Source organism: Bradyrhizobium sp., from assembly GCF_030697065.1.
Taxonomy (GTDB): Bacteria; Pseudomonadota; Alphaproteobacteria; order Rhizobiales; family Xanthobacteraceae; genus Bradyrhizobium.
This window is the reverse complement of sequence record NZ_JAUYQU010000027.1, coordinates 25,874-47,556: the sequence shown is the minus strand read 5'-3', so window position 1 is coordinate 47,556 and position 21,683 is coordinate 25,874. Positions and strand designations below refer to the sequence as shown.

The following is a 21,683-nucleotide window of genomic DNA, read 5'->3' as shown; positions in this document are numbered from 1 at the left end:
CTATGTCGAGGGCGGCTATCCCGGCGCCAATCCGTCCGACACGGAATTTTTCGCAACCAAGCCGAAATTCAGCCACTCGAAATTCACTGCGTTCGGCATGACGCGCCGTCCCGGCCGCTCGGCCTCGAACGATCCGGGATTGGCTGCTCTGATCGAGGCCAAGGCAGACGCGATCTGTTTCGTGGCGAAGTCGTCCGAATATCAGGTGCGGGTGGCGCTCGAGACGACCAACGAGGAGAATCTCGCTTCGATTCGCGACAGCGTGAAGGCGGCGAAGTCGGCGGGCCGTGAGGTGATGCTTGATTGCGAGCATTTCTTCGACGGCTACAAGGAGAACGCCGAATTCGCGCTGGCCTGCGCCAAGGCGGCTTACGATTCCGGCGCGCGCTGGGTGGTGTTGTGCGACACCAATGGCGGCACCATGCCGCACGAGGTCGCGAGCATCGTCGCTGCGGTGACAAAGCAGATTCCCGGCGATCACCTCGGCATTCACGCCCATAACGACACCGAGCAGGCGGTGGCCATTTCGCTGGCCGCGGTGCGTGCGGGGGTGCGGCAAATCCAGGGCACGCTGAACGGGCTCGGCGAACGCTGCGGCAACGCCAATCTGTGTTCGCTGATCCCGACGCTGCGGCTGAAGTCCGAATTCGCCGATGCCTTCGAGATCGGCGTGTCCGCCGACAGGATGGCGACCTTGATGAAGGTGTCGCGAACGCTGGACGACATGCTCAACCGCGCGCCGAACCGCCACGCGCCCTATGTCGGCGAAAGCGCGTTCGTGACCAAGACCGGCATTCATGCCTCGGCGGTGCTGAAGGATCCGCACACCTATGAGCACGTGTTGCCTGAAACGGTCGGCAATCACCGCAAGGTGCTGGTGTCCGACCAGGCCGGTCGCTCCAACGTCATCGCCGAACTCGATCGCGCCGGCATCCCATATGAAAAGAGCGATCCGAAACTGGCACGGCTGGTCGAGGAGTTGAAGGAACGCGAGGCTGCGGGCTATGCCTATGAGTCCGCCAACGCGTCGTTCGACCTGCTGGCGCGGCGCACGCTCGGCAAGGTGGCTGAGTATTTCCGGGTCGAGCAGTTCGACGTCAATGTCGAGCAGCGCTACAACGCCAACGGCCAGCGCATCACCGTCGCGCTGGCGGTGGTGAAGGTCGATGTCGCCGGCGAGCGGCTGATCTCGGCTGCCGAGGGCAACGGCCCGGTCAATGCGCTCGACGTGGCGCTGCGCAAGGATCTCGGCAAATACCAGAAATACATCGAAGGCCTGAAGCTGATCGACTACCGCGTGCGTATCCTCAATGGCGGCACCGAGGCGGTGACGCGGGTGCTGATCGAGAGCGAGGACGAGGAGGGCGAGCGCTGGACCACGATCGGCGTGTCGCCCAACATCATCGACGCCTCGTTCCAGGCGCTGATGGATTCGGTGGTCTACAAGCTGGTGAAATCAGCCGCGCCGGTGTGAGGGGATTTCGCGTCATTCCGGGATGGTCCGAAGGACCAGACCCGGAATCTCGGGATTCCCCGATGCGCAATTGCGCATCTGTGGTTCGCGCTATCGCGTGCCCGGAATGACGTTGAGGAAGCGGGGGACTTTCCATGATCGATCACGTCTCCGTCGGCGTCAGCGATCTCGACCGATCAGCGCGCTTCTATGAGGCGGCCCTTGCGCCGCTCGGCCTTTCGCGGCTGGTGACGCGGCCAGCGACGGTCGGTTTCGGCAAGACCTATCCCGAATTCTGGATCAATTTGCGCGCCGGCATGGAGCGGGTCGCGCCCGAAAACGGCGTCCATATCTGCTTCCGCGCCAGGGCCATCGCCGATGTCGACGCGTTTCATGCGGCGGCGTTGCAGGCGGGCGGCCGTTCCGACGGCGCGCCGGGCCTGCGCCCGCATGATCGCGTGAAATACTATGCGGCGTTCATCACCGATCCCGACGGCAACCGCATCGAGGCGGTGACGTTTCCCGGCGATGCGGGATAAGTTTTAGAGCTTGCTCGCCAGTTCAGGCGTCAGGTCCCCGGCGCCCTCGGGCGTACGCGCCGCTGCGGCCTGCAGGCGCGGCAGGATGTCCTCGACGCGTTCGGCCTTGAGAATATCGACCTGCAAATTGGGCCGGATGAACTCGGTTTCCCGCATATGCGCGAGCAGCGCCAGCAGGGGCTCCCAGAAGCCGTCGATGTTGGCGAGCAGGATCGGCTTGCTGTGTTGACCGAGCTGTTGCCAGGTCAGTTGCTCTACCAGTTCCTCCAGCGTCCCGATGCCGCCGGGCAGTGCCACGAAGGCATCGGAGTGCTCGAACATCAGCCGCTTGCGTTCGTGCATGTCAGGCGTGACGATCAATTCCTGCACGCGCCTGAGCGCGTTTTCGCGGGCGGTCAGGAACTCGGGAATGATCCCGGTCACCGCGCCGCCGTGATCGAGCACGGACTTGGCCACGGCGCCCATCAGCCCCACCGAGCCGCCGCCATAGACGAGACGGATACCGTCTTCGGCGAGGGTCTTTCCGAATGCGATGGCGGCTTCGACGAAGCGGGGGTTGGTGCCGGGGCCGGAGCCGCAATACACACAAACGGTTTTGATCGTGGTCATATCGGGCATGTGGCACTGCGAAGTAGGGGCGTCAACCCTGGCGGATTCACAAAGGCAGTTGAATCGTCGGCAAAATGGGGGAAATCGCGAGAGATTCGCCGCCCTTTGAGGGTGCACGCGGCGGGCAAACCCTCTATATGACGCAGCATGCCGAGGAACCGAAAAATAGCCGCGACCGCTGGTCGGCGCTGCGACTTGCCCAAGGTCTTTTGTTGATGGCCCACGGTGATTCGCATCGCGGCGCCGGAGACGCGCCGTCTTCCCGAGTGACTTCTGGTGGAACCTCCGGAGACAAGTCGATTGAACAGGCTTCCCTGATGGGGACGCTGGCGCATCTGTGGCCGTATATCTGGCCCGGCGATCGCGCCGACCTGAAGACGCGCGTGGTCTGGTCGATGGTGCTGCTGCTGGCAGCGAAGCTGGCGACGCTCACGGTGCCGTTCACCTTCAAATGGGCGATCGATGCGCTGACCGGCGCCGACAGTGCGCCGGTGCAGGCGTCGAACTGGATGCTCTGGCTGATCGCCTCGCCGCTGATCATGACCGCGAGCTATGGCGGCCTGCGCGTGCTGATGGCGGTGCTGACCCAGTGGCGCGACGGAATTTTCGCCCGGGTAGCGATGCATGCGGTGCGCAAGCTCGCTTATCTCACCTTCGTCCACATGCACGAACTGTCGCTGCGCTTTCACCTCGAGCGCAAGACCGGCGGGCTGACCCGGGTGCTGGAGCGCGGCCGCTCCGGCATCGAGGTCATCGTGCGGATGGTGATCCTGCAACTGGTGCCGACCGTGGTCGAAGTCGTCCTGCTGATGGCCGTGCTGCTGTGGGTGTTCGACTGGCGCTATGTGCTGGTCACCCTGATCACCGTCGTGATCTTCATGTACTACACCTATGTCGCGACCGAATGGCGGATCGAGATCCGCCGCAGGATGAACGAGTCCGACACCGAGGCCAACACCAAGGCGATCGACTCGCTGCTGAACTACGAGACGGTGAAGTATTTCAGCGCCGAGGAGCGCGAGGCCGCGCGCTACGACCGCTCGATGGAGGGCTACGAGCGCAACAGCGTGAAGACCTACACTTCGCTGGCCGTGCTCAATACCGGGCAGGCGATCATCTTCACCGCCGGCCTCACCGCGACCATGCTGATGTGCGCGATCGGGGTGCGCAACGGCACCAACACGGTCGGCGATTTCGTCATGATCAACGCCATGATGATCCAGCTGTATCAGCCGCTGAATTTCATGGGCATGGTCTACCGCGAGATCAAGCAGGCAGTGATCGACATCGAGAAGATGTTCAGCGTGCTGTCGCGCAACCCCGAGATCAAGGATGTTCCGGGCGCCCAGCCGCTGATCGTGAGCTCGGGCAATGTGCGTTTCGACGACGTGAAGTTTTCCTACGATCCCGACCGCCAGATACTGAAGGGTCTCAGTTTCGAGGTGCCGGCCGGCAAGACCGTGGCGATCGTCGGTCCCTCCGGCGCGGGCAAATCGACCATCTCGCGGCTCTTGTTCCGGCTTTACGACGTGTCCGGCGGCAGGATCCTGATCGACGGCCAGGACATCAAAAACGTCACGCAGTCGTCGCTGCGGGCCTCGATCGGCATGGTGCCGCAGGATACCGTGCTGTTCAACGACACGATCAGGTACAACATCCGTTACGGCCGCTGGGACGCGTCGGACGCCGAGGTGGAAGAGGCGGCGCAGCTGGCGCAGATCGACGGTTTCATCCGGATGTCGCCGAAGGGGTATGAAACCCAGGTCGGCGAGCGCGGACTGAAACTGTCCGGCGGCGAGAAACAGCGCGTCGCGATCGCGCGTACGGTGCTGAAGGCGCCGCCGATCCTGGTGCTCGACGAGGCGACCTCGGCGCTCGACAGCCATACCGAGCAGGAAATCCAGGATGCGCTGGAGCGGGTGTCGCGCAACCGCACCTCGCTCGTCATCGCGCACCGGCTTTCCACCATCGTGGGCGCCGACGAAATCATCGTGCTGGATCAGGGCCGCATCGCTGAACGCGGCACCCATTCCCAGCTTCTGGCATCGGGCGGACTTTATGCCAGCATGTGGAACAGGCAGCGCGAAGCCCAGGAGGCGCGGGAACGCCTGGCGCTTATTGCCGACGAGAACGCAGCGCCCAACCGGGCACCGCCAGCGGTTGACGATCCCGTGGTGACGGACAGGCCGGAAGCGCTGCCTCTGGCTTAGCCCGAAGTCGCGTTCCGCTGACGAGAGAACGATAGTTCGCCGGATCGGCGGTATCCCGTAGTTTTCAGCGGATCAAAACCTTTATTGGCCGGTTAGCCACAGGCAATCCACGCGGTCTTGAAAGCCCTTTCGAATGGACGAACCTGTTACTGGAGGCTCTCGAGCCGGCCCGGACCTTGACGGCTTTGTCCAGGTTCGAGGCGCGCGCGAGCACAATCTCAAGAATGTCGACCTGAGGATTCCGCGCAACGCGCTGGTCGTCTTCACCGGCGTCTCGGGGTCGGGCAAATCATCGCTGGCCTTCGGCACCCTCTATGCCGAGGCGCAACGCAGGTATCTCGAATCGGTTTCTCCTTATGCGCGGCGACTGTTTCATCAAATGGCGGTGCCGGAGGTCGATGAAATCGAGGGGCTGCCGCCTGCGGTGGCCCTGCAGCAACAACGTGGTTCGCCAACGACGAGATCGTCGGTCGGCAGCGTGACGACGCTCTCCAATCTGCTGCGGATGCTCTACTCGCGTGCCGGTGATTACCCGCGCGGCCAACCGCTGCTGTATGCCGAGTCGTTTTCGACCAATACCCCCGAGGGCGCCTGCCCTCGATGTCATGGGCTCGGCCGGGTCTATGAAGCCACCGAGAAGTCGATGGTGCCCGATGATAGTCTGACGATCCGGGAACGCGCCGTCGCCGCATGGCCGACCGCGTGGCACGGACAAAACCTGCGCGATATCCTGACCACGCTCGGATACGACGTGGACCGACCCTGGCGCACGCTTCCGAAGAAAGACCGCGACTGGATCCTGTTCACCGACGAGCAGCCGACGGTGCCGGTATATGCCGGCTACGATGCGGCCGAGGTCAAGCGCGCGCTCAGGCGGAAGGAAGAGCCGAGCTATCAGGGTACCTTTACCGGCGCCAGGCGCTATGTGCTGCAGACTTTCGCCAATACCCAAAGCCCGCTGATGAAGAAGCGGGTGGCGCGATATCTGTTGAGTGCCGAATGTCCGCTCTGTCGCGGCAAGCGGCTGACCCGTGCGGCGCTGTCGGTCAAATTCGCCGGGCTGGACATCGCCGAGATGTCGCGTCTGCCGCTGAAACGGTTGGCGCAGCTGTTCGAAGTCTTTTCCGCCCAAGGGACGGCTGGCCGAAAGGAGGATGCACAGCATCCGGAAAAGGCGGTTGTCGTCGGGCGGATCGCGCAGGATCTGAACTCGCGGCTTTCGGTGCTGCTCGATCTCGGGCTCGGCTATCTCAGCCTCGAACGCAGTACGCCGACGCTGTCGCCCGGGGAGTTGCAGCGGCTCCGTCTGGCCACCCAGGTTCGCTCCAACCTGTTTGGCGTCGTCTACGTGCTCGACGAGCCCTCCGCGGGTCTTCACCCATCCGACACCGAAGCACTGGTTCGAGCGCTGGGTCGCCTGAAAAAATCGGGCAATTCGCTGTTTGTCGTCGAGCATGAACTGGACGTCATCCGACAGGCAGACTGGATCGTCGATGTCGGGCCGGGCGCGGGCGAACTCGGCGGTCACGTGCTCTACAGCGGACCGCCGGAGGGGTTGAAGCGGGTCGAGCGCTCGCTGACGCGGCGTCACCTTTTTAGGGAGGTTGGACCGGCCCAATCGCCCCCGCGGGCGCCGACCGGTTGGCTGCGTCTGCGCGGCGTGATGCGCAACAATCTCGTTGGCGTGGATGCCGATTTCCCGCTGGGCGTCCTCACCAGCGTGACCGGCATTTCCGGTTCGGGCAAGTCGAGCCTGGTCAGCCAGTTCCTGGTCGAAGCGGTAGCTGAAAAGCTTGGCCATGACATGCCACCGGAGGATGACGAAGAGGAACAACTCGAACGGTCGGCCGTCGCAACGCTCGGCGGCAGCATCACCGGCGGCATGGAGGGGGTGAAACGGCTCGTCGTGGTCGATCAAAAGCCGATCGGCCGCACACCGCGCTCCAACCTGGCCACCTACACCGGCCTGTTCGATCATGTCAGAAAGCTGTTCGCGGCTACCAAGGCGGCGCGTGCGCGCCGCTACGACGCGGGACGTTTTTCGTTCAATGTCGCCAAGGGCCGATGTCAGACCTGCCAGGGCGAAGGGTTCGTCACCGTCGAACTGCTGTTCCTTCCCAGCGTTTACGCGCCGTGTCCGGCCTGTCACGGCGCCCGGTTCAATGCCAGGACGCTCGAAATCAGGATTCGCGAGAAGTCGGTTGCCGATGTGCTGGGTATGACGGTCGACGCGGCGTTCGAATTCTTTGCGGACGATGCGACGCTTCGCAGGTCGTTCGAGGTCATTCGCGAGGTCGGTCTCGGCTATATCCGGCTGGGACAGCCGGCGACCGAGCTTTCGGGAGGCGAGGCGCAGAGGGTAAAGCTGGCGACCGAACTGCAACGCGCGCAGCGGGGTGGCACCCTGTATGTGCTCGATGAACCCACGACCGGGCTGCATCCGTCCGATGTCGAAAGGCTCAACATACAGCTCCGCAAACTGGTGGAAACCGGCAATACCGTGATCGTGGTCGAGCATGACATGAGCGTCGTGGCGGCCAGCGACTGGGTCATCGATATCGGACCTGGCGCGGGCGACGAAGGCGGCCGGATCGTCGCCGCCGCCACTCCTGCGGATCTGGCATCGGCGCCGGGCAGCCGGACGGCCAGGTATCTGGCAGGTTTTCTCGCCTGAACCGCGCCGGCATCCTGCCGTCGTCCGCATCAAGATCAGGGGTTTCGCGACCTGCGGTTCTGGAATAATGAGGGGCGGACAACGCCGCCTTTTCCCACCAAGGGGGAGGGGGATAACGAACCAGTGAACCCCTGAAAATGTCTATCGTAAACTCGATCCGCGCTCAAATTCCGCCGATTCATCCCGAGGGCTACCCCTTTATCGGCGGCTTTGCGCTGGTCAGCCTGTTCCTGTTCTGGATCTGGACCCCGCTGGGCTGGATCGGCACCCTTTTGACGGTGTGGTGCGCGCTGTTCTTCCGCGATCCGGTGCGGGTGACGCCGGTGCGCGAGGGCATCGTGGTGTCGCCGGCGGACGGGCGCGTCTCGCTGATTTCGACGGTGTTGCCGCCGGCCGAGCTCGGCCTCGGCGACAAGCCGCTGCTGCGCATCTCGGTGTTCATGAGCGTGTTCAACTGCCACGTGAACCGCAGCCCGGTGACCGGGCGGATCGACCGGATCGCGTACCGGCCGGGCGCTTTCATCAACGCCGAGCTCGACAAGGCGAGCGAAGACAATGAGCGCAATTCGCTGGTCATCTCGACGCCGGACGGCCGCATCGGCGTGGTCCAGATCGCCGGCCTGGTGGCGCGTCGAATCGTCTCGTTTGTGCGCGAAGGGCAGTCGCTGGGCGCAGGCGAGCGGTTCGGCTTGATCCGTTTCGGCTCGCGGCTCGATGTCTTCCTGCCGGAGGGCAGCAAGGCGCTGGTGTCCGTGGGGCAGACGGCGGTGGCCGGGGAGACCGTGCTGGCCGATCTCAGGCTGGGCGACGGCGGCCGCACCTGGCGCACCGATTAACTATTTCAGGCGATGACCGGCCTGGCCGGCCGCCACGGCGCCGCCACAATGGCGCAGCCGCCTGGCAGTTGCTATATCTTGTCGATGCAGACCCCCATCGATCCCAAATCCCCGGAAATGCGCCGGCGCCGGTTTCGCCCGATCCCGGTGCGGATGCTGGTGCCCAACGTCATCACGCTGCTCGCGATCTGCGCAGGGCTGACCGCGATCCGCCTGTCCACCGAGGGGCGGATGGAACTCGCCGTCGCGGCGATCGTGTTCGCCGCGGTGCTCGATGGTGTCGATGGCCGTGTCGCCCGCATGATCAAGGGCCAGTCGAAATTCGGCGCCGAGCTCGACAGTCTTGCCGATTTCGTCAATTTCGGCGTCGCACCCGGTCTGATCCTGTATTCCTGGACGCTGCACGATCTGAACAATGTCGGCTGGATCGCCGCGATGGTGTTTGCGATCTCGGGCGGCCTGCGGCTGGCGCGCTTCAACGCCACCATGGACGATCCGAACAAGCCGGCCTTCGCGGCGAATTTCTTCACCGGCGTTCCGGCACCCGCCGGCGCGATCCTGGTGCTGTTGCCGATCTATCTTTCTTTCCTCGGTGTGCCGGTGCCGCCGGTCGAACTGACTACGGCCTATACGCTGCTGATCGCGTTCCTGATGGTATCGCGGTTGCCGGTATTTTCCGGCAAGACCGTGCGCTTGCGGGTGCAGCCCGAAATGGTGCTGCCGGTGTTCGTCGCGGTGATCTTGTTCGTGGCGCTGCTGATCGGATATCCCTGGCACATTCTGTCGGTGGGGTCCGTGCTCTACCTCCTGAGCCTGCCCTGGGGCTGGAAGGCCTATCGCGGCCATCAGCGTGCTGCCGATGCGCTGGCCGCGGCGCCGCCGGCCGATGCCGCCCCGCCGGATACCGCCGCGCCGCCGTTCGTTCCGCCGGTCGCCGAGCCGGCGAAGGACGACCGTCCGACGCGGCTGAACTGATCCGCCGATCCGCCGGCGACTTTTCCTTCGGATATCTGCCATGAGCTGCCGCCGAGTTGGGTTCGGTCCCAATCTCGGCTATAGGCAGATCAACGGGCGGCTTCAAAACGGCGGCCCTTCAAAATCTGGAGAGAAACGCCCGTGACGAAATCCGCATCCGCGCCGCTGCCCGCATCCGTGCTCGAAGCATTGGCGCGCTACGACACCCCGACGATCTGCAATGCGATGGAAATCGTCGCCCCAGAACGCCGCCTGATCGGCTACACCACCAAGCCCCTGGTCTGTCCGTTCCCGGATCTGCCGCCGATGGTCGGTTATGCGCGCACGGTGACCATCCGTTCGGTCGTGAAGTCGGGCCTGCCGGCCGATGAGGCGTCGAAACGGCGCATCGACTATTACGAATATGTCGGTACCGGCCATGGCCCGCGCATCACCGTGATCCAGGACATCGACGGCCCCGACGTCGGCTACGGCGCGTTTTGGGGCGAGGTGCAGAGCAACGTGCACAAGGCGCTCGGTTGTCTCGGCGTCATCACCGACGGCTCGATCCGCGACATCCCGCAATGGGCGCCCGGCTTCCAGGCGCTGGCAGGCTCGATCGGTCCGTCGCACGCCTGGGTTCACGCCGAAAGCTTCGGCGGCGAAGTCCGCGTCGCCGGCATGACAGTACGCTCCGACGATCTCATTCACGCCGACAGCCACGGCGCGATCGTGATCCCGCATGATATCGCAGCCAAGGTGCCGGATGCCTGCGAACTCTGCGCCCGCCGCGAGACGCCGATCCTCGAGATCGCGCGCAGCAAGGATTTCTCGCTGGAAAAGCTGAAAGAGGCCTTGAAGCGTTCCGCTGAAATTCACTGACGGAGAAAGCGAGCACTTCGACACCGGTCCGTATCACGGGTTCGAGTTGCATTGTCGATTCCGGCTACTTGGGTGTTCCGGTCCGAGATTCGCTTGAACTCGTGTTGCCCGGTACCGTCCGCAATTCAGCGGACGAATGTCTTCGGTCGCGTGTCACCAGACGGAAGAACAGCGGAACGAAAATGATCGCCAGAACCGTGGCCGCGATCATGCCGCCGATCACGCCGGTGCCGATGGAATGTCGGCTGGCAGAACCTGCTCCGCTGGAAATCGCCAGCGGCAGCACGCCGAGTATGAACGCCAGCGAAGTCATGATGATCGGGCGAAATCGCAGGCGCGCCGCTTCGATTGCGGAATCGTAGACCGACAGACCCTCACGGTGCCGCTGCGCGGCGAACTCCACAATCAGGATCGCGTTCTTTGCCGCAAGCCCGATCAGGGTGATGAGACCGATCTGGAAGTAGATGTCGTTTTCGATGCCCCGCAGCCAGATCGCAACGATGGCCCCGAACAGTGCGAACGGCACGGCAGTCAGCACGGCCAGCGGCAGGGACCATCTTTCGTACTGCGCCGCCAGGATGAGAAAGACCATCAGCAACCCGAACAGGAATCCCTGATAGCCGGTGCCCGCCGTCGAAATCTCCTGGTAGGCCGAGCCGGTCCAGCCGATCGAATAATCCGTCCCGAGATTGGCCGTCACGATCTCCTGCATCGCCGCAAGCGATTGGCCTGACGAGTATCCCGGCGCTGGGTTGCCGAGCAGCTTGGCGGAGGGAAAGATGTTGAAGCGGTCGACGGTATCGGGGCCGATCGTTCGGTCTACGGACACCAGGGCATCCAGCGGGATCATGGCTCCGGATTCGGAACGCACATAGATGAAGCGGAGATCGCCCGGCGAACTGCGAAACTCCGCTTCGGACGACAGGCTGACCCGGTAGGTACGTCCGTACAGTGTGAAGTCATTGACGTAGAGGCTCCCGAAGCCGCTCTGCATGGTCTCGAAGATGCTGTTGATGGGAACGCCGAGGGTCTTGGCCTTGTCGCGATCGACGTTGATCCTGTATTGCGGAATCGAAGTCGAGAATTGCGAACTGACTCCGGTCAGTTCGGGACGCTTGGCCGCCTCGGCGACGATCTTGTTGGCCGCTTCCGACAACGCTTCCAGAGACGCCCCGGAACGGTTCTGGAGATAAAGCTCAAAGCCGCCGGTGGTGCTGATACCCTGGATCGGCGGCGGGTTTAATCCAAACACCACGCCGTCGCGGAACTTGGTGTTCAGGCTGCCGAGAGCCGGTGCGATCTGCCGGGCGTCCGATTTTGCATTGGTTCGTTCCGCCCAATCCTTCAGGGTAATGAAGGATACGCCGGCGTTGGTCTTCTGCGCGCTCGACAGGACATCGAACCCCGTGAGCGACACCACGCCCCGGACCTCCGGCATGTTCTTGATCTCGTTGGCGGTGATGTCCTGGATCGCCTTGGTCCGGCTGAGGGCGGCTGCCGGCGGCAGCGAGGTGACCATCAGCACATAGCCCTGATCCTCCTGTGGCACGAGGCTGCCCGGCACCTTGGAGAACAGCAGCCCCGTTGCGGCCAACATCACGGCGACGACCGCCAGCGACAGGAATGTGCGTTTCAGGAAGAAGGTCACGACGGACCCGTAGCGGTCAGTAAGCCAGTCGAAACCGCGATTGAAGATCCTGAACGGTCTTGCGGGCTCTTCATGCTGCTCTTTTAGCAGCAGCGCGGCCAGGGCAGGAGTCAGCGTGAGCGCCACGATGCCGGAGATCACGACGGAAACCGCAATGGTCACGGCAAACTGTCGATACAATTCCCCCGCAAGCCCGCCGAGAAATGAGACCGGAATGAATACCGCGCAGAGCGTGAGAACGATGGCGACCACCGGGCCGCTGACCTGCTCCATGGCCTTGATGGCGGCATCGCGAGGACTTTTTTTCTCGGTCCGCATGATCCGCTCGACGTTTTCGAGCACCACGATCGCGTCGTCCACGACGATCCCGATCGCCAGCACGAGTCCGAACAACGTCAGCAGGTTGACCGAGAATCCGAGCAGGTACATTCCGCCGAAAGTGCCGATCAGCGAGACCGGAATGGCGAGGACGGGAATCAGAGTCGCGCGCCAGCTTTGGAGAAAGACGAAGACCACGGCGATGACGAGAATGATGGCCTCAATGAAGGTCTTGATCACTTCCTCGATCGACACCTCGACGAACCGCGTCGTGTCGAACGGAATCCGATACTCCACGCCCTCAGGGAAGCGGGCCTGAAGGCGATCCATCGTCTCCTTGACGCTCTTGGCGACTTCGAGGGCGTTGGCGCCTGGTTGCAGGTACACACCGATCGGGACGGTCGGCGCTCCATTGTAGGTCGCCGAGAAGCTGTAATTGAGCGCGCCCAGTTCGACGCGCGCGATGTCCTTGACACGGAGGGCGCCGCCAAACGCGTCCGAGCGGATGATGATATCCTCGAACTCCCGAGGGTCGGCGAAGCGTCCCTGGGTGGTAACCGAATAGGTGAAAGTGGTTGCATCCTTTTGTGGCTCTTCGCCGAAACGGCCCGCGGCGAATTGCGCGTTTTGTTCGCGAATCGCCGCGGCGACGTCACCGGGTGTAAGGCTGAACTGGGCCAGTTTGTCCGGACGAAGCCATATCCGCATCGAATAGTCGGAGGCACCAAACAACGAAGCGTCGCCGACTCCCGGCGTGCGCCGCAGCTCGTCGATGATATTGATGAGTGCGTAGTTGCCGATGAATACGGTGTCGTAGCGGTTGCTGGGCGAAGACATCGTCAGAACCTGGAGGATGGCGGCCGAGCGCTTCTGCACGACCACGCCCTGGCGCTGCACCTCGGAGGGCAGCAGCGGCGTGGCCCGCTGCACCCGGTTGGTCACGTTGATCGTGTTCTGGTCGGGATCGGTGCCAATGGCGAATGTCACGGAAATCGTGAGCGTTCCGGAGCCGGTAGAGGTCGAGCGCATGTACAGCATGTTTTCAACGCCGTTGATCTGCTGCTCGAGCGGAGCAGCCACCGTCTCCGCGATGGTTTGCGCCGACGCGCCGGGATAGCTGGCGGTGACCCTGACTTCCGGCGGTACGATCGCTGGATACTGCGCAACCGGCAGGGCCCGCAGGGCCATGAGGCCAGCCAGAACGATGATGATCGAGATGACGGCGGCGAAGACCGGACGGTCGATGAAGAATTTCGAAAACATCACTTGGCCCGACCTGGATTGCCGGGCGCGGCTTGTGCGGCACCGGATCCCGGTTCACCGGATTTGGACTTTGCTGCATTCGACGGATTGGCTACCGGTTCGAACGGCACCGGCTTGATTGGTGCGCCCGGCTTCACCCGCTGCAAACCATCCACAACGATGGTTTCGCCGTCTTTCAGTTCGTCCTGGACAGCCCAGCCGCCGGCGACTTCCCGGTAGAGCTTGATCGGACGCACCATCACGCCGTCGTTCGCGGAATTGACGACATAGACGAATGCGCCCTGAGGTCCTTGCGAGACCGCCTGCTGTGGCACGATGACGACGTCCTGCAGCGATACGCCCGTAAGCAGCACACGAACGAACTGGTTCGGCAGCAGCGCGCCGTCGGCGTTCGGGAAGATCGATCGGATCTGCAGGGTGCCGGTTCGCGGATCGACGGTGGATGCGGAAACGTCGAGCTTGCCCTTGACAGGAAACGGCGAACGATCCCCGAACTGCAAGGCGACCTCGATATCATCAAGGGTCAGCGGCTTCTCGCGTGCCCGGTTGATGCCGCGAAGCTCGACGAACTCCGATTCGCTGGTCGAAAAGTTCACATAGGCGGGGTCGAGCTGCGTGATCGTGGTGAGGACGGTTTGCTGGGCCTGGACGAGTGAGCCTTCGGGCGGGGAGGCCAGGCTGGTCGCCCCGCTGACCGGCGCGGTCACGGTGGTGAACTCGATATTCAACTTTGCCGTCTGGATTTCCGCCTGCGCGCCTTGAACCGCGGCGCGCGCGAGATCGCGGGCGGCGCGTGCGTCCTCCAGCTGTTTTTCGGTCGCCACCTGCTTCTGCGAGAGTTCCTCGATCCTGCGGTAGTTTTCCTCGGTCTGGGTCAGCGTGGCCTGGGTCTGCGCGAGTTGCGCGGCGGCACGGTCCAGGGCTGCTTGATACGAGCGCGGGTCGATGCGGAACAGGACGTCGCCCTGTTTGACTTTCGCCCCTTCCACGAATTCGCGCTTCAGGATGATACCGCTGACCTGGGCGCGGATTTCGACGTTGCGAAAGCCCGCGACGCGGCCGGCATAGGTCAGGGGCAGCGGTACGTCCACCCGCTGGACCTTAATGACGCCGACTTCGGCAGGGGGAGTGGCCGGCCTTGCTGCCTGCTCCGGCCTGGCGGCAAGGAAGTAGTATCCGGCAGCGACACAGCCCAGAACGACGACCGCAACAATCGCAACGTGAGACGTCCTCATTGAGATTCCTTCGCTGGCAAGGCGGTCGTCGTTCAAGTCGGGAGCGTCGCCGGTCTGCTGGAACGACCGACGTTCAGGGTGGTCTGGTGCGTGTGAAAAGGCAGCTTGCTGAATTGGTGGAGGCTGCAGCTCACTGGCAGGATCGCAACAACAACGCCTCCATGAACCCGGGTTAAAATCCTAAGCGTTGGCGCACCCCCGCGGTTCCCTCGGTCAGGACACTTTCCGCTTCGCAGGTCTCAAACCTTCACCCGCCGCTCACCGAAAATCCCCGTGAACGGCTGGCCGGACACCCCGCGCGGCGGGCCGGGTCGACATTTGAACCTTGGCGCATCAGCCGGCGCGCCATTGGTTAGCAAGACCTTTACAAATGCCGCATCGCGCGGCGGCTGTTGAGGTCTTTTACGGCCTCGCGGGCGCTTAACCTTTACGCGTCTTTAATGGCAGCGACGTAGGGTTCCTGAGCGCGGCCCGGGATGGGCGGCGTCGCCGCCCAGAATGGCCGGTCGAGTGCGTGTGCGTCGGAGTTTATGATGGATATCGCTACCCTTCTTGGCCTGATTTCCGGCGCGATCGTTCTGTCGACGCTCATCCTGATGGGCGGCGACTTCCGGATGTTCTACGACATCCACGCCGTCATCATCATCTTCGGCGGCTCGTTCGCCGCGACGCTGATCCGGTTCCCGATGTCGGCGATGATCCATGGCTTGCCGCTCGGCGCCAAACTCGCCTTCCAGCTGAGCAGCCTTTCGGCGCGCGACCTGGTCGACGAACTGGCCCGCATCGCCGAGGTCGCGCGCAAGCAGGGTCCGGTTGGCCTGGAAAAGGTCGAAACCTCAGAGCCGTTCCTCGCCAAGGGAATTCGCTACGTCGCCGACGGCTACGATCTGGAATTCATCCGCGACAATCTCGAGCGCGACCGCGACAATTTCCTGCTGCACCTGAACGAAGGGTCGAAGATCTATCGCGCCATCGGCGACTGCGCACCGGCCTTCGGCATGATCGGCACGCTGCTCGGCATGGTGCAGATGTTCTCGAACATGTCGGATCCCTCGAAGCTCGGCCCCTTCATGGCGGTGGCCTTGCTGGCGACGCTGTACGGCGCGCTGGTGGCGAACCTGATCTGCCTGCCGATCGCCGACAAGCTGCATGGCAGGCTGATCGACGAGGAAACCAACCGCACGCTGATCATCGACGGCATTCTGATGATCCGCGATTCCAAGAGCCCGACGCTGGTGCGTGAAATGCTGCTGGCCTATCTGCCCGAAAAACACCGTCACGAAGAGGGCGAACTGGTTCCCGCTTGATCAACGGCGACATACAGGCGCGGACATAGAACATGGCCAAGAAGAAGCGCGAAGAGGCACATGGCGGGCACGGCTGGTTCGTGACCTTCGCCGATCTGATGGCATTGCTGCTGGCATTCTTCGTGATGCTGGTCGCGTTCTCGACCCAGGACTCGGTGAAGCTGAAGGTGGTCGCCGGCTCGATGCGCGACGCGTTCGGGGTGCAGACCGAGGCGCGCTATTCCGGGATCATCGAATCCGATGGCCTGCCGACCAGGGCAAAGCTGAAGAACGCCGCGCATATTCCGCCCGAGGAAGCCTCCAACACGCCGACACCGGATGAAAAGGAAAACAGCCTGGCGCAGGGCGCCCGGCTGAAAATCGATCGTGAATTCGCGCTGGCCTCGGCGTCGCTACGGCAGGCGCTGCAGGACATGCCGGAACTGACCGAAATCTCCAAGCACATCATGTTCGAGGAAACCAATGCGGGCCTCAACCTGGAAATCGTCGATCAGGACGGCCGGTCGATGTTTGCCGACGGCTCCAAGGCGCCGTATGACCGCACCCGCCGGCTGATCCAGAAGCTTGCCGGCCCGCTTAAGGCGACCCCGCTTCGCATCTCCATCGTCGGTCACACCGCGGCGGGTTTCGTGCCGTCGCGAAACGAGTATGGCGCGTTCGATCTGTCTGCCGACCGCGCCAACGCGGTGCGCCAGATCCTGGAATGGGAGGGGGTGCCGACATCCCACATCTTCGCCGTCTCGGGAAAGGCCGACAGCCAGCCGCTGTTTCCCGACGATCCGACCCTGTCGGCCAACCGCCGTGTGACCATCACGCTGATGCGTGAGGATCCGCCGCTGCCGCCCGGACTGAAGCCGTAGCCGAAAACGCTACCATGATACCTTATTCGGTGCCGAAAGCTCGCGTTTGCGGGTGAGTTTGCGTCATCCGGCGGTGCCAGGGAGCAGCGGTTGACAAGCTTCCCAGGAAGGCGTCGATAGCCGGCCCGGGCATATCAATCGACAAAGCGTCTTCAGACATCATGGCTCCCAGCGTTCCCACACCCGAAGCCCATGAGGCGGCGCCCGCGACCACCGGATTTTGGGCCCTGACGCTGGGCAGCATCGGCGTGGTGTTCGGCGATATCGGCACCTCTCCGCTGTATGCATTTCGCGAGGCGGTCCACGCCGCGGCGCATGGCGGACCGGTTACGCGCGACATCGTGCTCGGCGTTCTCAGCATGATCCTGTGGTCGCTGTTCATCGTCGTCACCGCAAAATACGTGCTGCTGCTGCTGCGCGCCGACAATAACGGCGAGGGCGGCACGCTTTCGCTGATGGCGCTCGGCCAGCGCGCGCTCGGCCGCCGCAGCTGGCTTTTGCTGGCGCTGGGCGTGCTCGGCGGCTCGATGTTCATCGCCGATTCCATGATCACGCCGGCGATTTCGGTATTGTCGGCGGTCGAGGGCCTCAAGCTCGTCACGCCGGCGCTGGCAGATTACGTCGTGCCGCTGACGATCCTGATTCTGGTCGGGCTGTTCTCGGTGCAAAGCAGCGGTACCGCCCGCGTCGCGGCGGCGTTCGGGCCGGTGATGATGCTCTGGTTCACCACGCTGCTCGTATTGGGCTTGCTGCATATCAGCGACGATCCGTCGGTGCTGGCGGCGATCAATCCCTGGTATGCGATCCAGTTCCTGTTCTCGCATGGAACGATAGGCCTGGTGACGCTGGGGCTGGTTTTTCTCGCGGTGACCGGCGGCGAGGCGCTGTATGCGGATCTCGGGCACTTCGGTCGCAAGCCGATCCAGGCCGGATGGTTCTACTTCGTGTTGCCGGCGCTGCTAATCAATTATTTCGGCCAGGGCGCGCTTGTGCTGGCCAATCCCGCGGCGATCGAGAACTCGTTCTACCGGCTGGTTCCGGAAATCATGCTGATACCGCTGGTCATCCTGGCGACCGCGGCGACGGTCATCGCCAGCCAGGCCGTGATCACCGGCGCCTTTTCGCTGGTCCGCCAGGCGGTGCAGCTCGGCCTGTTGCCGCGCTTCGAGGTCCGCTACACCTCGGAGGCCCATGCCGGGCAGATCTATCTGCCGCGCGTGAACCGGCTGCTGCTGATCGGCGTGCTGCTGCTGGTGCTGCTGTTCCGCACCTCCAGCGGGCTGGCCTCCGCCTATGGCATCGCCGTCTCCACCACGATGGTGGTGGACGGCATCATGGGTTTCGTCGTGATCTGGAAGCTGTGGAACTGGAAAGCGGCCACGGCCGCCGCGGTGATCGTGCCGCTGATCGTCGTCGACATGACGTTCTTTGCCGCCAATCTGCTGAAACTGTTCGAAGGCGCCTGGGTGCCTCTGCTGTTCGGCCTGTTGATGGCGGGCCTGGTCTGGACCTGGCGCCGCGGCGCCGCGATCCTGATCCTGAAGACGCGGCGCATCGAGGTGCCGCTCGATGACCTGATCAAGAGCCTGGAAAAACGCCCGCCCCACATCGTCAAGGGCACCGCGGTGTTTCTCACCAGCGACCCCAGTTTCGTGCCGACCGCGCTTCTGCACAATCTCAAGCACAACAAGGTGCTGCACGAGCACAATGTGATCCTGACCATCGAGACCGCGCAGACGCCGCGCGTCGACGTCGCCGAGCGCGTCCGGATGGAAAAGATCAGCGAAAAATTCTCAACCGTCCGGCTGCGCTTCGGCTTCATGGAATCGCCCAACGTCCCGAAGGCGCTGGTGATCGCGCGCAAGCTCGGCTGGCAGTTCGACATCATGGCGACGTCGTTCTTCGTCTCGCGGCGCTCGCTGAAGCCGTCGCCGCAGTCCGGGATGCCGCAGTGGCAGGATCATCTGTTCATTGCCATGAGCAAATCCGCCAACGACGCCACCGACTATTTCCAGATCCCGACCGGGCGCGTCGTCGAAGTCGGGACGCAGGTCATCATCTAGGGTGTTCTCCCAGATAGGCTTCAAGCGCTTGATTTTCGCCGCGCCAGAGGCGAGTTTGGAGCCGAAGAGCGACGGCTCGATTCAGCTGAATTCGCTCGTGTCGGGATATTGGGAGATTTTCAGTGGCGGACCAGGGTCATCGGGTGCACGATTTGACGCCGGAAGAGGTATCGCGGGGCGTGGCAGAGGGCCGTTATCTTCTGGTGGACGTCCGCGAGACCAATGAGGTTGCCATGGAAGCCTATCCCGGCGGCGTCGTCGTTCCGCTTTCGACCTTCGATGCGAATGATATTCCGGATCCGCAGGGCAAAGAGGTGGTTTTCGCCTGCCGCTCCGGCAAGCGATCGGTGACGTCCTCTCTGGCGGCGCAGGCTGCGGGTTTTGCCTATGACAAGCATCTCGCCGGAGGCATCATCGGCTGGAAAGCCGCGGGATTGCCGACCAAGAGCGGCGGCTGAGCGCTGCCATGACGTCCATGAACCCGGTTTTCTCCAATCTTCCCGTCACCGTCTTCGAGGCGATGTCGCAAGCCGCCCGCGACAACAATGCCATCAATCTCGGCCAGGGCTTTCCCGACCATCCCGGACCTGAGGATATCAGGCGGGCCGCGGCCGACGCCGTGATGAACGGCTACAACCAGTATCCGTCGATGATGGGCCTGCCGGAGCTGCGGCAGGCGATCGCGTCCCATTACGGCCGCTGGCACGGCCTCGACCTCGACCCGATGAGCGAGGTGATGGTCACGTCTGGAGGCACCGAGGCGCTGACATCGGCCATTCTGGCCGTGGTCGAGCCGGGTGACGAGGTGGTGTGCTTTCAGCCGGTCTACGACTCCTATTTGCCGATCATCCGCCAGGCCGGCGGCATTCCGCGGCTGGTGCGCCTGGAGCCGCCGCACTGGCGGTTGACCGAGGAAGCGCTGCAGGGCGTCTTCAACCACAAGACCAAGGCGGTGCTGTTCAACAATCCGCTCAATCCCGCCGCGGTGGTCTATCCGCGCGAGGACCTCGAGTTGCTGGCGCGTTACTGCCAGGAGTTCGACACGGTCGCGATCTGCGACGAGGTCTGGGAGCATGTGATCTTCGACGGCCGCGAACATATCCCCCTGATCGCCATTCCGGGCATGCGCGAGCGCACCATCAAGGTCGGCTCCGCCGGCAAGATCTTTTCGCTGACCGGCTGGAAGATCGGATTCGTTTGCGCCGCCCCGCCGCTGCTGCGTGTCGCCGCCAAGGTGCACCAGTTTCTTACCTTCACCACCGCGCCCAATTTGCAGGTCGCGGTCGCCTACGGCCTCGGCAAGCCGGCGGACTACTTCCTCGACATGCGCAAGGAACTGGCGCGCAGCCGCGACCGATTGACAAAAGGCCTGGAAAGCATCGGCTTTCCCGTGCTCAAATCACAGGGCACGTATTTTCTCACCGTCGATCTTTCGCCGCTCGGGCTCAACGAGACCGACGAGGCGTTCTGCAAGCGCATCGTCAGCGATTACAAGGTCGCGGCGATACCGGTGTCGGCGTTCTATGAAGAGAATCCGGTGACTTCGGTGGTGCGCTTCTGCTTTTCCAAGAACGATGCGACGCTCGACACCGCGCTGGAGCGGCTGTCGGACGCGGTGCATCGCCGCTAGGAGGAAGGCCGGGATGCGCCACCGCTCTCACGTCCCGTTGGCCGCCGCGATGGCCGTGGCGCTGGCGTTGTGGTCGCTGCCTGCGCAGGCGCAGCAGCGCACCGTCAATTTCTACAATTGGTCGAATTACATGGCGCCGGGGGTGCTCGAGGATTTCACCAAAGAGACCGGCATCAAGGTCGTCTACGACACGTTCGACGCCAACGAGACCCTGGAGACCCGGTTGCTCGCCGGCAAATCCGGTTACGACGTCGTCGTTCCCACCGGCTATTTCCTGCAGCGCCAGATCACCGCGAAGGTCTTCGTCAAGCTCGACAAGTCGAAGCTGCCGAACCTCGCCAATGCCTGGCCTGTCGTGACCAACCGGCTCGCCACCTACGATCCCGGAAATAGTTACGGCGCCAACTACATGTGGGGCACCACCGGCATCGGCTACAACGTCAGGATGGCGCAAAAGCTGCTCGGGCCCGACGCCAGGATCGACAGCTGGGACATCGTCTTCAAGCCGGAGAACCTGGCGAAATTCAAGGATTGCGGCATTCACATGCTGGATTCTGCCGATGACATTCTGCCCGCGGCGCTGGGCTATCTCGGGCTCGATCCCAACTCGACCAAGGCGGCCGACCTGGAAAAGGCCGCCGAACTGGTCGGCAGGATCAGGCCCTTCGTCCGCAAGTTTCATTCCTCCGAATATCTCGGCGCGATGGCCTCCGGCGAGATCTGCTTCGTGGTCGGCTGGTCCGGCGACATCATGCAGGCGCGAAGCCGCGCGGCGGAGGCCAAAAACGGCGTCGAGATCGGCTATGCGATCCCGAAGGAAGGCGCGCAGATGTTCTTCGACAATCTGGCGATTCCGGCCGATGCGAACAACGTCGCCGAGGCCTATGAGCTGATCAATTATCTCTACCGGCCCGAGGTCGCAGCCAGAAATTCCGATTTCCTGTCCTACGCCAACGGCAATCTGGCAAGCCAGAAGCTGATCGATCCGAAGATTCTCAACGACCGGAACATCTATCCGGACGAAGCCACCATCGCAAAACTGTTCGTCATCACCGCCCGCGACCCCAAGACCCAGCGCGTCATCAACCGGCTGTGGACCCGGGTGAAGACGGGGAGGTAGCTGCCGTCGCCGGACGGATGGTCGGCAGACGGACGGCCCTCGCCTTGTTTGATCGGGCCGCGGCGTTCGGATAATATCGGTT

Annotated in this window: 16 protein-coding genes; 13 read left to right on the top strand and 3 right to left on the bottom strand. The window is 63.2% G+C overall.

Features of this window, described 5'->3' with window-relative positions:
* Together cimA and Q8R73_RS02270 are read left to right on the top strand one after the other, a co-directional pair.
* A partial coding sequence (gene cimA, locus Q8R73_RS02275; protein ID WP_305717928.1) for a citramalate synthase occupies window positions 1-1,474 on the top strand: 1,474 nt, incomplete at its 5' end.
* A 134-nt stretch (window positions 1,475-1,608) separates the two neighbouring features.
* The gene (locus Q8R73_RS02270) at window positions 1,609-1,992 is read left to right on the top strand and encodes a VOC family protein (RefSeq protein ID WP_305717927.1); all 384 of its coding nucleotides are present in this window, start codon (window positions 1,609-1,611) and stop codon (window positions 1,990-1,992) included.
* A gap of 3 nt (window positions 1,993-1,995) precedes the next feature.
* Here the strand turns inward: Q8R73_RS02270 and Q8R73_RS02265 are convergent, their stop codons facing one another.
* A complete protein-coding gene (locus tag Q8R73_RS02265; RefSeq protein WP_305717932.1) occupies window positions 1,996-2,601 on the bottom strand; it encodes a TIGR00730 family Rossman fold protein in 606 nt (201 codons plus the stop codon).
* A gap of 317 nt (window positions 2,602-2,918) precedes the next feature.
* Here Q8R73_RS02265 and Q8R73_RS02260 point away from each other — a divergent pair, with 317 nt between their 5' ends.
* The 5 genes from Q8R73_RS02260 to Q8R73_RS02240 all read left to right on the top strand — a co-directional run bounded on the left by Q8R73_RS02260 (window position 2,919) and on the right by Q8R73_RS02240 (window position 10,157).
* A complete protein-coding gene (locus tag Q8R73_RS02260) occupies window positions 2,919-4,811 on the top strand; it encodes an ABC transporter ATP-binding protein/permease (protein ID WP_305717926.1) in 1,893 nt (630 codons plus the stop codon).
* Between the two features lie 133 nt (window positions 4,812-4,944).
* Window positions 4,945-7,485, top strand: a complete 2,541-nt coding sequence (locus Q8R73_RS02255; protein WP_305717925.1) for an excinuclease ABC subunit UvrA — start codon at window positions 4,945-4,947, stop codon at window positions 7,483-7,485.
* Between the two features lie 137 nt (window positions 7,486-7,622).
* Window positions 7,623-8,321, top strand: coding sequence for a phosphatidylserine decarboxylase (locus Q8R73_RS02250; RefSeq protein WP_305717924.1), 699 nt, complete (start codon window positions 7,623-7,625; stop codon window positions 8,319-8,321).
* Window positions 8,322-8,369: 48 nt separating this feature from the next.
* The gene (gene pssA, locus Q8R73_RS02245) at window positions 8,370-9,296 is read left to right on the top strand and encodes a CDP-diacylglycerol--serine O-phosphatidyltransferase (protein ID WP_371126007.1); all 927 of its coding nucleotides are present in this window, start codon (window positions 8,370-8,372) and stop codon (window positions 9,294-9,296) included.
* Window positions 9,297-9,437: 141 nt separating this feature from the next.
* A complete protein-coding gene (locus Q8R73_RS02240) occupies window positions 9,438-10,157 on the top strand; it encodes an RraA family protein (protein ID WP_305717923.1) in 720 nt (239 codons plus the stop codon).
* A 64-nt stretch (window positions 10,158-10,221) separates the two neighbouring features.
* On the opposite strand, the gene Q8R73_RS02235 is transcribed toward Q8R73_RS02240, so the two are convergent.
* Window positions 10,222-13,386: an efflux RND transporter permease subunit gene (locus Q8R73_RS02235; protein WP_305717922.1), complete on the bottom strand. Its 3,165-nt coding sequence runs from the start codon at window positions 13,384-13,386 to the stop codon at window positions 10,222-10,224.
* A complete protein-coding gene (locus tag Q8R73_RS02230; RefSeq protein WP_305717921.1) occupies window positions 13,386-14,657 on the bottom strand; it encodes an efflux RND transporter periplasmic adaptor subunit in 1,272 nt (423 codons plus the stop codon). The genes Q8R73_RS02235 and Q8R73_RS02230 overlap by 1 nt, the downstream gene beginning before the upstream one ends.
* Window positions 14,658-15,154: 497 nt before the next feature.
* Here Q8R73_RS02230 and Q8R73_RS02225 point away from each other — a divergent pair, with 497 nt between their 5' ends.
* The 6 genes from Q8R73_RS02225 (at window position 15,155) to Q8R73_RS02200 (ending at window position 21,601) form a co-directional block, all read left to right on the top strand.
* A complete protein-coding gene (locus Q8R73_RS02225) occupies window positions 15,155-15,928 on the top strand; it encodes a motility protein A (RefSeq protein ID WP_305717920.1) in 774 nt (257 codons plus the stop codon).
* Window positions 15,929-15,960: 32 nt separating this feature from the next.
* A complete protein-coding gene (locus tag Q8R73_RS02220; protein WP_305717919.1) occupies window positions 15,961-16,788 on the top strand; it encodes a flagellar motor protein MotB in 828 nt (275 codons plus the stop codon).
* Window positions 16,789-16,949: 161 nt separating this feature from the next.
* Window positions 16,950-18,851 carry a potassium transporter Kup gene (locus tag Q8R73_RS02215; protein WP_305717918.1) on the top strand — a complete coding sequence of 634 codons (1,902 nt, stop codon included), beginning with the start codon at window positions 16,950-16,952 and terminating at the stop codon, window positions 18,849-18,851.
* A gap of 122 nt (window positions 18,852-18,973) precedes the next feature.
* A complete protein-coding gene (locus Q8R73_RS02210) occupies window positions 18,974-19,309 on the top strand; it encodes a rhodanese-like domain-containing protein (protein ID WP_305717917.1) in 336 nt (111 codons plus the stop codon).
* An 8-nt stretch (window positions 19,310-19,317) separates the two neighbouring features.
* A complete protein-coding gene (locus tag Q8R73_RS02205) occupies window positions 19,318-20,481 on the top strand; it encodes an aminotransferase (RefSeq protein WP_305717916.1) in 1,164 nt (387 codons plus the stop codon).
* Between the two features lie 49 nt (window positions 20,482-20,530).
* On the top strand, window positions 20,531-21,601 hold the full coding sequence (locus Q8R73_RS02200; RefSeq protein WP_305717930.1) for a polyamine ABC transporter substrate-binding protein: 1,071 nt from the start codon (window positions 20,531-20,533) through the stop codon (window positions 21,599-21,601).
* The last annotated feature ends 82 nt before the right edge of the window (window positions 21,602-21,683 follow it).